Origin of the sequence: Vibrio sp. Evd11, from assembly GCF_900382755.1 — a bacterium.
GTDB lineage: Bacteria > Pseudomonadota > Gammaproteobacteria > Enterobacterales > Vibrionaceae > Vibrio > Vibrio lentus.
Genome location: NZ_OSDX01000008.1, coordinates 79,214 through 93,275 on the forward strand (window position 1 = coordinate 79,214; position 14,062 = coordinate 93,275).

The window sequence follows — 14,062 nt, forward strand, 5'->3', positions numbered from 1 at the left end:
TTGTTGTCAGGCTTTTTTGTTTGAGACTTGTGGTACAATCGCGCGAGTTTAATAAGTACAAGAATAGGACACGCTTTGACTTCGTCTCCGGAAAAAGCAGACAACAACAAGAATGCAGCACAGCCAAGTTCTCCACAGAACGAAGCGAAATCGAATAAGCCTGCATCGAACCGACCTGCTAAACAACCAAAAGCTAAACCTGCCGATCATTCAGCAGCAGCCAATACAAAAGCATCTCAAAATAGCCCAGCCTCTCTTCGTAAAGCGCTCAACGAATGTATGATGCGCGATCGCTTCCGTCTGAGTAAGCGAATTGCTGGTGCGAGTAGAATTAAAAACGAACAATCTAAGAACGTTGTCTTCGATGAGATAGCGTTAGACATTGCCAAGTCAATGATGACGGCAAATCAGCGTGCCTCGCACAAACCAACCATCGAATACCCAGAGATTCTCCCTGTTAGCCAAAAGCGCGATGATATTGCGAAAGCCATTTCTGAAAACCAAGTGGTTATCGTGGCGGGTGAAACGGGCTCGGGTAAAACCACTCAGTTACCAAAGATTTGTTCTGAGCTTGGCCGTGGTCGCTTTGGCTTAATTGGTCACACTCAGCCTCGACGTCTTGCGGCTCGTTCGGTTGCAAACCGCATCGCGGAAGAGATGGAAACACAGTTGGGTGATTTTGTTGGTTATAAGGTTCGTTTTAACGACCAAATTTCTGATAACACACAAATCAAACTGATGACTGACGGTATTCTACTGGCGGAAATTCAGCACGACCGTTTCTTAAGCCAATACGACACCATCATCATCGATGAAGCGCACGAACGTAGCTTGAACATCGATTTCATCATGGGTTACTTGAGAGAGCTTCTGCCAAAGCGTCCTGACTTGAAAGTGATTATCACGTCGGCGACCATCGATCCAGAGCGTTTCTCGAAGCACTTTAACAATGCACCGATCATTGAAGTATCAGGTCGAACGTACCCTGTAGATACGCGTTACCGCCCATTAGGTGGTGATGAAAGTGATTCAGACCGTGACCAAATTGAAGGCATCTTTGAAGCGGTCGATGAGCTTTGCGATGAAGGGCAAGGCGATATCTTGATCTTCATGAACGGTGAGCGTGAAATTCGTGACACGGCCGATTCGTTAAGTAAACGTAATTTACGTGATACTGAGATCGTTCCGCTTTACGCGCGTCTTTCTGCAGGCGAACAGAACCGAATCTTCCAGTCTCACACTGGGCGACGCATCGTTCTCGCGACTAACGTGGCAGAAACCTCGTTAACCGTTCCGGGCATCAAGTATGTCATCGACCCGGGTACGGCGCGTATTAGCCGTTACAGCTACCGTACTAAAGTACAACGCTTACCGATTGAGCCAGTATCTCAAGCAAGTGCGAACCAGCGTAAAGGTCGTTGTGGTCGTGTTGCGGAAGGTATCTGTATTCGTCTGTACTCTGAGGAAGATTTCGAATCACGCCCAGAGTTTACTGACCCTGAGATCCTTCGTACTAACCTAGCATCCGTTATCCTTCAGATGACAGCGCTAGGTTTAGGCGATATTCAAGCATTCCCATTTGTTGAAGCGCCAGATAAGCGCAACATTCAAGATGGTGTAAGACTGCTTGAAGAGCTCGGTGCGATCGCAACAGCCGAACCGGCTGCAAACAAAAACAAGAACCATGGCGACGACAAGAAGAAGCTAACCGCGATTGGTCGTAAGCTCGCTAAGCTGCCGATTGATCCACGTTTAGCGCGTATGGTGATTGAAGCGCCAAGCAACCGCTGTTTACACGAAGTGATGGTGATTGCTTCTGCATTGTCGATTCAAGACCCGCGTGAGCGTCCATCAGACAAGCAACAATCGTCTGACGATAAGCACAAGCGATTCTTCGATAAAGAATCTGATTTCATTACCTTTGTGAACCTTTGGGATTACGTTAAGCAGCAACAAAAAGAGCTGTCGAGTAACCAGTTCCGCAAACAGTGTAAGCAAGATTACCTGAACTATTTACGTATCCGTGAATGGCAAGATGTGTACTTCCAAATTCACCAAGCAATGCGTGAATTGGATACTAAGCTGAATACAGAACCGGGTAGCTACGATGGCATTCACATGTCTCTGCTATCAGGTTTGCTTTCACACATCGGTATGAAAGACCAAGAGAAGAATGAATATCAAGGTGCTCGTAATGCGCGCTTTCATATCTTCCCTGCGTCCGGCCTATTTAAGAAACAGCCTAAGTGGATCATGTCTGCTGAGCTGGTAGAAACCTCAAAACTTTGGGGTCGTGTTATCGCGAAGATTCAGCCTGAATGGATTGAACCACTAGCGAAACACCTGATTAAGCGCAGCTACAGCGAACCACATTGGTCGAAGAAGCAAGCGGCAGTAATGGCACACGAGAAAGTGATGCTTTACGGAATCCCAATCATCCCGAAACGTTTAGTGAACTACGGAGCGATTGATGCCACCGTCAGCCGTGAGTTGTTCGTACGCAGTGCATTGGTCGAAGGTGAGTGGGAAACCAAACACGCCTTCTTCAAGCAGAACCGTAAGCTACTGCAAGAAGTCGAAGAGCTAGAACATAAATCGCGTCGTCGTGACATCTTGATCGACGATGATGAACTGTTCGATTTCTATGACCAACGTGTTGGCGAAGAGGCGGTATCTGGTCGTCACTTTGATACATGGTGGAAGAAGACCAGTCAGAAAACACCGGAACTGCTGAACTTCGAAAAGTCGATGTTGTTTCGCGGTGATGCTAGCCACGTTACTGATTTGGATTATCCAAACTTCTGGCACCAAAATGGTATCAAGCTGAAGCTAAGCTACCAATTTGAGCCGGGCGACGACAACGATGGTGTAACGGTACACATTCCGCTGCCTATCTTGAACCAAATCGACCAAAACGGTTTTGATTGGCAGATTCCAGGCCTACGTCAGGAACTGGTGATTAGCCTGATTAAGTCACTACCAAAAACGCTACGCCGTAACTTTGTACCTGCGCCAAACTACGCCGATGCGTTCTTGGCTCGTGTGACACCACTTGAAGCACCATTGTTGGATTCTCTTGAGAAAGAGCTGCGCCGCATGACAGGTGTGGAAGTGGTACGTGATGACTGGAAGTTAGACCAGATCCCAGAGCACTTAAAGGTAACATTCCGCGCCGTAGATCATCGTAAGCGTAAGCTGAAAGAACAGAAAGACTTACATGAATTGAAAGAAAGCCTGAAAGACAAGGTTCAAGAAACGCTTTCTAAAGTGGCAGACGATGATATCGAACAGCAGAATCTGCATACGTGGAGCTTTGGTGAGTTACCAAAAGTCTACCAGCAGAAACGCGGCGGCTACGATGTTAAAGCCTTCCCAGCGCTGGTGGATTCTAAAGACAGCGTAGAGATCAAACTGTTCGAAACCGAGCAAGAGCAGATCTCGGCAATGAAATCGGGTCAGCGTCGTTTAATCCTGTTGAACGTGCCATCACCGATCAAATATTTGCACTCGAATTTGCCGAACAAATCGAAACTTGGTTTGTACTTCAACCCATACGGGCAGGTGCTCGATCTTATCGATGACTGTATCGCTTGTGGGATTGATAAGCTGATTGAAGAGAAGGGCGGTTTGGTTTGGGAGCCAGAGCAGTTTGAAGCACTGAAAGAACACGTGCGTGCTGAGCTTGGTGACAGCGTCGTAGAGATTGCTCAACAGGTTGAAACCATCTTAACCACGGCATTCAGCATCAGTAAGAAACTGAAGGGACGTGTCGATCTTTCTATGGCATTCGCACTTTCTGACATAAAAGCTCAGGTAGAAGGTTTGATTTTTAAGGGGTTTGCCACAGAATGTGGGTGGAAACGTCTGCCGGATATTCTACGCTATATGAAAGCCATTGAGCGTCGTATGGAAAAACTGCCGATTGACCCGAACAAAGATCGTCTTCATATGATCAAAGTTGAGTCAGTAATGAACGATTACAAAGAGCTGCTTAATAAGATTCCAAAAGGGATCGCGGTTCCAGAAAATGTAAAAGAGGTGCGTTGGATGATAGAAGAGCTTCGTGTAAGCTTCTTCGCACAGCAGCTCGGTACGCCTTACCCAGTTTCAGATAAGCGTGTTAAAAACGCTATTGATGCTTGCTAAAGGAATAAAGCTAGACGCAATGGCAAGGTTTGGGTATAAATCTTGCCTATTGCATTACTAATTAAATAGTTACTACAAAAAGGGCGACTTGGTGGCAATTTATTACCACGCAAGGCCTGCCACTAGGACGAAAAGGTCGAATATGAAAAAAACGTTATTGGCACTAGCACTGCTAGGTGCATCTTCAACAGCAATGGCTGATTCTTGGTTGTACGGCGGTGTTATGGGCGGTCAAAGCTCATTCGCTAGTGAAGATGAAAATGCGGTGGGCATCCACGTAGGTACAGGTATCCTTCCACTGATCGGTGTTGAAGCGGGTTACTGGGATCTAGGTTCTTTCGACAACGTTAGCTACGGTAACCGTGCTAAACAAGGTGTTGACGTAAGCACTGCTTACCTAGCGATCAAACCAAGCATCGACTTCGGTCCTCTTCACGTATACGCGAAGGGTGGTCTTCACTCTTATGAAGTGAAAGGCGATAACTTCAAACAAGATGACGTTGATATCATGTACGCTGTCGGCGCTGAATACTTCATCTTTGGTCCACTATCTGTAGGCGCTAGCTACCAAAACTTCAAAATGAAAGATGACGACGCAGGCGTTTTCTCTCTAAACGCAACTATCCACCTACTGTAATTAATCAGTAAGGCGATCGTAAATAGCGGTCGTTTAGTCGTTAAAGAGTTCGCAAGAATTCATAAAAAATGCCAGCTTGATAGCTGGCATTTTTGTATCTGTAGAATAGTAATGTCGCTGACTTAAGCGGTATAAGTTAGGCGAACAGCGCTATTTCTTACTGTTTAGAATTTTCTGAATTCTTGGGTTAATCGCTTTGCCGTGTTGGCTTTCGTACTCTTCACGTTTTAAATCGTTCAGGTTCTTTACGGAGTTAGCAGCAAGAAGGAACTGCGGTAATTCAGTTTCTAGCATGCCTTTCTCATCTAAACGTTTTGCTTCCAAATAGTACTTCTTAAACAGACCATCAAGCTTGTTTTCAGCGGTGCGTTTCAAGTCGTACAGCTTGTTTTGGATAAGCCATTTTTCAATGTTGTTAACAGCTGTGCGTGACAACACACGAATGCGGCTATCAAGTAGCTCTTCTTCTGTTAATGAGTCCTTTAGAATCCAAAGCTCACCCATTTGCGGCGGCCAACTGTTGCCTAGTTGAATACGCTCATGACAATGCATTAGCACGCGATTAAGGCCGTCTGAGTCAACAGAGTGGGCAAACTCAAGAAACTTTCCGCTTGGCTCACTACCGTATTGGTATTCCCACTGAGTTTCGTACACGCTTAAGAAAGAACCGAAAACATGGATACACCAATCTGTCAGCTCCAAATCAGCGGGATCTTGGTCAACAACAGGCACTTGTTGAGACGAACCCGTGCTAGCAGCATTGGGTGTCGCTACTTCAGTGCTCTGTGCTTCAATAACTTCAGGTATTACTGAGCCTGTAGAGCCAGGAACAACAGGTGAAGCTGGCTCAGAAGGTTGGCTTTTTGCCTTTTTGAATGAGCTGCTGCCTGAAGCGTTCAGATGGGCTAAGCTTTTGTCGATACCCATTTCCTTGAGCTTGTCCTGCATTTCCTGAATATTGAGAGGTCTTCTGCTGTTGTTGTCTTTCATTTTGCTTCTCGTTAACTAGCCAGTACTGCAGCTTGGATTCAATCCGAGATAGTGGCATTAATTCATTGGCTTTGGCTTTATACCAGAGGACAAATTTCTTCCATACTAAACTATGGTCACCGGTCAAACCGGAGAATTTAAACGCACGTTCTGCCCATGATGGTATCTCTTCTTCGTTGAGATCATGAGTAGAGACGGTGTTGCTGTTCATTGAGCCTCTGCCTTGTGGGCGAGGGGCGTGCTGCATCGGTGCCGGAGCAGGCTGAAACTTGGGTGCAGGTGCAGGTGCAGGTGCCGTAGAGTAGACCGGAATACTGTTGGTCGGTTGAACCTCAACGTGCGCCGTAGCTTGCTCTTGCTCAATGAGCATTTTGAAAACGTGAATCTCTTTTTGATCTCGATAGTCTACTTTTATCTTATCGAGAAAACCTTGGTCGACTAAACACTTAAGGCAGTCGGCTAAACCAAACGTAGAGAGAGCACAAAGTTGACCTGCTGTTTGTAAGCACACATTGGTGTAGCCGAATTCGTCAGCACCGTCTGCAAGCATCAATAAAACAAGCTTTTCTGCTGGGCTAGAAGTATTCACTTGCCAAGCTAAATAAGAATATTTGGCGCTCAATATCGTGTTCTCAAAAAAGGTAAGTCGTTGTCACTATTGTAAGTCACCCCTTACCTAATTTATAGCAACTTAGTAGAAAACGGCATTAGTAAGCCAAATATTAACCATAAGGAGAGGTCTGCACCAAAAAGTGAACCTGAACTCACTCATTCTCGTGGTTTACGTACCCCTCCATTCGGCTCGAATAGCTGACTGTCCTAAACCATCATGCTCTATTTAGATGAAGACAGCGTAATGGGTTTGTATTGGTTTCGCCAAACTAAGGCGCTTCTTGCTGTGTTGGTTAGTGATGCAGTGTCGGTTATTGATCTTATGTTGGTTACTGATGCTATGCCAGTTAATGACGGCAGGCAGGTGAATAACGCGATGTGACTATTGATGATCTTCTTAACCATTTCCCATTTATTCTCTTTCCATTCACAAAACGCATTAAATTTATAAAACATCTTGATGTGATCAATATTTGCGCTATTATGACGATAAGTCAGAAATGACGAAGCGTCACAAAATGGTTAACTACATGAATTTACCATTCGTGTTAATATATTGGATAGGAGCGTTTTAAATACTGGCGAAGCTTAGGTAACGGCTAAGCTCATATACGGACTGAAAAATTATGTTTGGCTTTAGTTGTAAAGGCGATAAACAAGGTATCTTTGGTTGCAAAGGCGTGTTGTCTAAAAAGCAGCAGTCTATCGCAGACCGAGAAGTAGAATTGATGTTGTTAGCAAAAGATCTGGTTCGAGAACAAGGGTTCGGAAACCTCACGATGGATAAGCTGACGGCCGCGAGCTGCTATTCTAAAGGTACGATATACAATCACTTTTGCAGCAAAGAAGACGTGGTTTTAGCTTTGTGTATTCATTCTTTAAAGGCCGAGGCATTGATGTTTGCTCGCTCTGGAGAGTTTGAAGGCAACACACGTGAAAAGATCGTCGCACTGCACGTTGCTTACCGAATCTATGCTCGCATGGAACCGGTACTATCAACTTGTGCGATCATGGCGAAAAGCCCGTGGGTACTAGAGAAAGCGTCTAGTGCACGTGTAACCGAGATGAACGAACTGGAAGAATTGGTGATTGAACAAGCCGATTCTATGGTTAACCAAGCAGTAGAAGCGGGTGACCTAAAGTTCTCTTCTGGTGTGGGTTCAGATGCTATCGTGTTTGCAAACTGGTCAATCGCATTTGGTTCAAATGCCTTGTCGCAAAACGCATCAAACAGTCATTGTATCAAGCGGTTACAAGACCCGTATTCAGTATTACATAACGCGAACATGCTTCTAGACGGCCTAAATTGGCAACCCCTTTCTAGCGATTGGGATTACCGAAAAACTTGGCGTCGTGTAGAACAAGAGCTGTTCAGTGAAGAAATCACTTACTTAGAATCAGTAGGTCGATAAGCTTCCATTAAGCCCACTCATGTGGGTTTATTAATAACCATTTATGACGATTCGTCATAAACTTAAGTTTAGCCTAACGTGGTTTTGGTTTTCTTGAGTGTATGACTAAGAATTGTGTCTTTTGTCAGCTTCGGCTGGCTTTTTAAGACACAACTATGACGAATCGTCACAAATGGAGACTGTGATGGAACATGACAGCCAGAAGCCCAATTTAGCTAGTAACCTCGGTTTAACTAAAAACCCCGATTTAGAGAGTCAGTCGTTCAACTCAGGTCAACAGGCTCATAATCTAGATAACAGTTGGCACTCAATACCGACCAAACGTTCGTTTATCGTTTTGCTGGTGGTTTTTTCAATCATCATGCTTTCTGCTTTTGGTGCGAAGAACCTCTACTTTAGAGGGGACTACAACATCTTCTTCGAAGGCACCAACAAACAGTTGATGGCGTTCGACGAAATCCAAACCACCTTTGCGAAAACCGACAACCTCGCGATTGTTGTCGCACCTGAAGATGGCAATGTCTTCACCCCAGAAACCCTTACCCTAATTCAAAATCTCACGGTCGATGCGTGGCAGATCCCGTACTCAAGCCGTGTCGATTCGCTTGCTAATTATCAGCATACCGAAGCGGTTGAAGACGACCTCTTGGTCGAAGACCTGCTGTATGAAGAATACGAGCACACGCCCGAGCGAATTGCCAAAGTTAAACAGATCGCCCTCAACGAGCCACTGCTTAAAAACGCATTAGTGTCAGCCTCTGGTGACGTGACCATTGTTAACGTCACCGTGCAATTGCCTGAAGTGGATAAAACCGCCGAAGTGCAAGAAGTGATCGCGGCTATCAATACTATGATCGCCAAGTACCAAGCCGATTACCCGAGCGTCGAGTTCCACAAGGCAGGCATCATTGCCATGAACAACGCGTTTATGATGTCGGCTCAAGAAGACAGCTCAACACTCGTGCCGTTAATGCTGTTGGTGGTGTTGGTGTTCCTTACCTTTATGTTGCGCTCGTTCTTTAGCGTGGTGGCTACCTTAGTTGTGATTATCTCTTCGATTGTCGCGACCATGGGCTTGTCTGGCTGGGCGGGGATGTTCCTCAGCACCGCGACGGTTAACGTTCCAACCTTGGTACTTACTCTTGCAGTTGCCGATTGTGTTCACGTGATTGTGACCATGAGACAAGCCATGCAGCGTGGGATGGAGAAAGCACGAGCCATTCAATACAGCATCAAGTTGAATGCGATGCCGATCTTAATTACTTCTGTCACCACAGCGATTGGTTTCTTGATGATGAACATGTCGGATTCTCCAGTATTGCGAGACTTCGGTAACTTGTCGGCATTGGGTGTGATCATCGCGTGTTTCCTCTCTGTGACTATGCTGCCTGCGCTGTTAAAGCTATTGCCAGTCAAAACTCTGCCAGCCAATGAGGCCGCGGAAAGCAAAGTCACTTTCATGGATAAGCTCGGTGATTTTGTCGTAGCGAACCGCAAAGCACTGCTGCCGATTTCTACCTTAGTGATTGTTGGCGCTGCCGCGTTAATTCCATTGAACAAAGTGAATGATGAATCGGTGAAGTATTTCGATACCTCAAGTGAATTCAGACAAGCTGCCGATTTCATGGAACAGACTGTAAGCGGCATGACGACCATTAGCATTGCGGTGAAAACCAACGAGTCTCAAGCGATTGCTGATCCTGTGTTCTTGCAAGCGATTGGTGACTTTACCGATTGGCTACGCGTACAACCAGAAACCGACCATGTGGCCACGCTTTCCGATGTTTACATGCGTTTGAACAAGAACATGCATGGCGATGACGATAGTTACTACCAACTGCCACTTAACCGTGAACTCGCCGCGCAATACTTACTGCTTTACGAAATGTCTCTGCCGTACGGTTTGGACTTGAACAACCAAATCAATGTCAATAAATCATCGATCAAAATGGTGCTGACGGTGGACAACCTAGGCAGTGTGGAATTGGTGGAACTCGAAGAACGCATCTACTCATGGTTTGCGGCTAATGCACCTCAGTATGAAGTGGTCGCATCGAGCCCATCACTGATGTTTGCTCACATCGGCGAAACCAACATGGCGAGCATGCTCTCAACTCTGCCTATTACCTTAGTGCTTATCTCTGGCCTGATGATCTTCGCATTGCGCTCGGTTCGCTTAGGCATCATCAGCCTAGTGCCAAACATTGCCCCGGCAATTATCGGCTTTGGTTTGTGGGCGTTGATCTCAGGTGAAATCAACTTGGGTTTGTCGGTCGTAGTCACGCTTACATTGGGTATCGTGGTCGATGATGCAGTGCATTTCTTAAGTAAATACCAACGCGCAAGAATGGAAGGGAAATCAGCAGAAGAAGCCGTTCGTTACGCCTTCCACACTGTTGGCCGTGCGTTGTGGATCACCACAGTTGTGTTAGTGGCTGGTTTCTCTGTACTAGCGATGTCGAGCTTCAGACTCAATTCCGATATGGGCTTACTCAGCGCGATTGTGATCTTCATTGCGCTGGTGGTCGACTTCATCTTGTTACCAAGCTTGCTGATGATCTTCGATAAACAGACTCACTATTCAGATAACCCTCAGCGCGAATCCAACCCTGACACCAAGCCACAGCCTAGCTCGACTGCCGAACTGTCTGCTTCAACCAAATAAGGAATCGTCAGCCTGCTACGGTGGGCTGACTCAAGGAGAAATTTATGAAAAGCGTTAAACAAACATTCGTTACTACATTATTCAGTATGGGCGCGGTATTAGCTTTCCCTGCGTTAGCCGACCCTGCGAAAGGCCTAGAAATTGCCGAGCAACGTAAAGCCGTTGATATGGGGTGGGGCGATTCTGTCGCGACCATGGAAATGCTGCTTCGCAACAAACAGGGCGAAAGCAGTACACGCCTAATGCGATTGAAGTCGTTAGAAGTGGATGACGATGGTGATAAAGGGCTGACTATTTTTGATGAGCCACGCGACGTAAAAGGCACGGCTTTCCTAAACCATTCACACATCACCAAATCGGATGACCAATGGTTGTATTTGCCTGCATTGAAACGTGTAAAACGCATCTCTTCACGCAACAAATCGGGCCCGTTTATGGGCAGTGAATTTGCTTACGAAGATTTGAGCTCGTTCGAGTTAGGAAAGTACACCTTCAACTACATTGAAGACGCCAAAATTGAAGGCGTGGATACCTTTGTATTAGAGCAAGTACCGACCGATAAAAACTCTGGCTACACCATGCAAAAGGTATGGCTAGACCAACAATATTACCGCCCAGTTCAAGTGGAGTTTTACGACCGTAAAGGCGCATTGCTCAAAACCCTGTCGTTCCAAGATTACAAACAATACCTAAACCAATACTGGCGCGCACACACCATGTCGATGCAAAACCACCAAACAGGCAAAAGTACGGTATTAACCACGACAGATTTAGCGTTCCAGACCGGTCTTAAAGACAAGGATTTTCAAAAAAACACACTTAAACGTGCAAAGTAAGGCAAGAATATGAAAAGGATTGTGTTAACAGGAACGCAGTTATCTTTAACCTTGGCAGCGACTGTGGGGCTTATGCAAGTGTCGTTGCCTTGTGTGGCAGCTGGTTTTAGCTCTGAGTTCGTAGAACAAGTCACCCCAGAGCTTGCAGGGCAAGTTAACCTTGAACACAGGCAGTTCTTCAGTGACGGTTTGCAAGGGCAAGATAAAGGACAAAGCTCACTGGTGTTACAACCAGAGTTTTATTGGGAGCAACAAGAGGGCAACGGCAGCTTTACCTTCACGCCGTTTTATCGCCTAGACAGCGAAGACGATGAGCGCACCCATGGCGACGTTCGTGAAGCTCTGTATCTCAATTATTGGGACGATTATGAACTGCGAGCGGGTGTCGGTAAGGTGTTTTGGGGTGTAACCGAATCGGCGCACTTGGTGGATGTGGTAAACCAAACCGATGCCATTGAATCGGTCGATGGAGAATCCAAGTTGGGTCAGCCTATGGTGCATTTCACTTCGATCAAAGACTGGGGAACCATCGATGCCATGTTACTGCCGTATTTTCGTGAACGTACCTTCGCAGGGGAGGACGGTCGATTAAGGCCAACGGTGCCTGTATCGGACGATGCACTTTACGAATCTTCGAGAGAAGAAAAGCACGTCGATGTGGCACTGCGCTATAGCCAAATGTACGGCGATTGGGATGTCGGTTTAAGTTACTTAGGCGGCACAAATCGCGACCCTTATTACCGCGTAGAAGGTAATGAACTGAAGCCGTATTACGCGCAAATGCAGCACTTCGGGTTGGATGTGCAAGGCATTATCGGTGATTGGTTATGGAAGCTGGAAAGCATTTATCGCGACAGCTACGACAACCACACTGGCGTCGCGACAGGTTTTGAATACACTTGGGTTGGGGCGCTTGAATCATACTGGGATATCGGCTTCATTGCTGAATACTTGTATGACAGCCGAGGCAACAACGCCCAAACCATCGGTCAAAACGATGTGTTCCTTGGTGCGCGCTTCGCCTTGAACGATGAAGACGGCACCGAAGTGCTTACAGGCATCACTCAAGACTTAGATAACAGCGATGTCTACAGTGCAAAGCTCGAAGCATCAAGCCGTATCAACAACAACCTCAAGTGGCGACTCAACGCTTGGTTGTTTGAGAACGAAACCCCAGAAGACTTGTTGTTCTTCGCGCGCAAGGATGATTTTGTTGAGATGGCGTTGGAATACTATTTTTAGTCTTTACAAAAAGTGAGCATTTCCAAAAAGTAAATATTAGCTTCATGAGGCGTTCTTCTTAAGGGGAGCGTCTCAAATTTAAGATGAGCCATATTTAGAATGTTCAACGTCGTCTTTTTATAAAGTGGATCAAACAATCGAATAGCCCCATAGGTAAGATGGTTATATTTTTCGAACCTCTATAACCTCCGAATATGCATGTAAGTTGTGCTGGTGGTATCGGCCCTAAGGGATTTATGAATTCATTTAATTGGGATAAAAACTTTGAAACAGGCATTGGTGTCGTAGACGAACAACATCAATACCTTGTTGGTTTTATCAATCACTACGGAAACCTGTTGTCAGAGAATACGATCTCTATAGACGACATGAGCGTCGCTTTACTCGACCTCACTCGCTATGCCGAATTTCATTTTAAAGAAGAAGAATCTTTGATGAGAGATTGCGGACTCTATGACTTACACATTGAAGAACACATCAAAGTGCATCGTGTGTTTATGCAAGATATCTACAGCATGCAAGCTTTCATCTTGGAAGAAGATCAGGCGTCAGCACGTCAGCTACTGGATTTCCTCATTCATTGGCTTGCTTATCACATCCTCGGCATCGACCAAAACATGGCGCGACAAGTGGCCGCGATAGAAGAGGGTGCAACCCCTCTCCAAGCCTTTGAAGCAGAAGAAAAGCAGCAAGACTCGTCAACCCTCCCTTTATTAGCCGCGCTTAAAGGCTTATTTGAGCAGGTATCTGAACGCAACAAACAGTTGTTACGCTTCAATCAGTTACTCGAAGACAAAGTCGAGGAGCGTACGGCAGAGTTAAAACAAGCGAATAAGAAACTTGAAGAACTGTCCTTAACAGACTCACTCACTAATTTGCCTAACCGCCGCTGCGCTTTTAAACAGTTAGCCGTGCATTGGCAAGACTCCAAAGAACTTGGCGTGCCTTTGGTGTGCATTATGATTGATGCCGACCACTTCAAGCGCATTAATGATACCAGTGGCCATGATGCAGGCGATTTGGTGTTAAAAACCCTCTCGCGTGAACTGAAAAACACATTCCGCAACGATGATATTGTGTGCCGATTAGGGGGCGATGAGTTCTTGGTTATCTGCCCTGATACCGATCTTAAAGGGGGCATGCACATCGCAGAAACGACTCGACAGAAAGTGTCTGAATTAGAGGTCGAAACCGGCAACCAAGCTTGGATTGGCAGCATTAGTGTTGGTGTGGCTGAAATGACCCAAGAATTCGAAACCATGAATGAATTGATTAAAGCGGCTGATGAGTCCGTTTATTTAGCGAAAAACGCGGGGAAGAACAGCGTTTGTTCGATTCAGATTTAGACCTCGATTTACTTAAGATTTAGAACCATAGCTCTCGTCAGTTTTAGCGCTCAGTTCACTTTAAATCTAAAACCTAGCTCGCTTTAGTTTTTGAGCGTGATTCGCTTCCAAATTAAGGAGTGGTACCAGTAATTGTTCCACTTCTTCCTACTCCTCATTAATATCCTGTTAAATTT

At 45.8% G+C, this 14,062-nt stretch carries 10 protein-coding genes; 8 read left to right on the plus strand and 2 right to left on the minus strand.

The genetic code is table 11. The features are described from left to right. The first annotated feature begins 75 nt into the window (after positions 1–75). Both hrpA and ED652_RS05350 read left to right on the plus strand, forming a co-directional pair. Positions 76–4,146: an ATP-dependent RNA helicase HrpA gene (gene hrpA / locus ED652_RS05345; RefSeq protein ID WP_122053759.1), complete on the plus strand. Its 4,071-nt coding sequence runs from the start codon at positions 76–78 to the stop codon at positions 4,144–4,146. Between the two features lie 142 nt (positions 4,147–4,288). Further along, the gene (locus ED652_RS05350; protein WP_017109710.1) at positions 4,289–4,783 is read left to right on the plus strand and encodes an outer membrane beta-barrel protein; all 495 of its coding nucleotides are present in this window, start codon (positions 4,289–4,291) and stop codon (positions 4,781–4,783) included. A 150-nt stretch (positions 4,784–4,933) separates the two neighbouring features. Here ED652_RS05350 and ED652_RS05355 read toward each other — a convergent pair whose 3' ends face one another. Together ED652_RS05355 and ED652_RS05360 are read right to left on the minus strand one after the other, a co-directional pair. Beyond that, positions 4,934–5,710, minus strand: a complete 777-nt coding sequence (locus ED652_RS05355) for a hypothetical protein (RefSeq protein ID WP_122053760.1) — start codon at positions 5,708–5,710, stop codon at positions 4,934–4,936. Then, a complete protein-coding gene (locus ED652_RS05360) occupies positions 5,631–6,395 on the minus strand; it encodes a hypothetical protein (RefSeq protein ID WP_122053761.1) in 765 nt (254 codons plus the stop codon). The genes ED652_RS05355 and ED652_RS05360 overlap by 80 nt, the downstream gene beginning before the upstream one ends. A 207-nt stretch (positions 6,396–6,602) precedes the next feature. Between ED652_RS05360 and ED652_RS23700 the strand changes: the two genes are divergently transcribed. From ED652_RS23700 to ED652_RS05385, 6 genes are all read left to right on the plus strand, one after another. Then, a complete protein-coding gene (locus ED652_RS23700; RefSeq protein ID WP_162929916.1) occupies positions 6,603–6,767 on the plus strand; it encodes a hypothetical protein in 165 nt (54 codons plus the stop codon). A gap of 244 nt (positions 6,768–7,011) precedes the next feature. After that, positions 7,012–7,797, plus strand: coding sequence for a TetR/AcrR family transcriptional regulator (locus tag ED652_RS05365; RefSeq protein WP_017109714.1), 786 nt, complete (start codon positions 7,012–7,014; stop codon positions 7,795–7,797). 121 nt (positions 7,798–7,918) lie between these two features. Then, positions 7,919–10,462, plus strand: coding sequence for an RND family transporter (locus tag ED652_RS05370; RefSeq protein ID WP_122053762.1), 2,544 nt, complete (start codon positions 7,919–7,921; stop codon positions 10,460–10,462). 44 nt (positions 10,463–10,506) lie between these two features. Continuing rightward, the gene (locus tag ED652_RS05375) at positions 10,507–11,298 is read left to right on the plus strand and encodes an outer membrane lipoprotein-sorting protein (protein ID WP_099166777.1); all 792 of its coding nucleotides are present in this window, start codon (positions 10,507–10,509) and stop codon (positions 11,296–11,298) included. A 9-nt stretch (positions 11,299–11,307) separates the two neighbouring features. Beyond that, the gene (locus ED652_RS05380) at positions 11,308–12,540 is read left to right on the plus strand and encodes a hypothetical protein (protein WP_104210539.1); all 1,233 of its coding nucleotides are present in this window, start codon (positions 11,308–11,310) and stop codon (positions 12,538–12,540) included. A 236-nt stretch (positions 12,541–12,776) separates the two neighbouring features. Continuing rightward, positions 12,777–13,886 (plus strand): GGDEF domain-containing protein, encoded by a 1,110-nt coding sequence (locus ED652_RS05385; RefSeq protein WP_122053763.1) that lies wholly within the window; start codon positions 12,777–12,779, stop codon positions 13,884–13,886. Positions 13,887–14,062 lie beyond the last annotated feature (176 nt).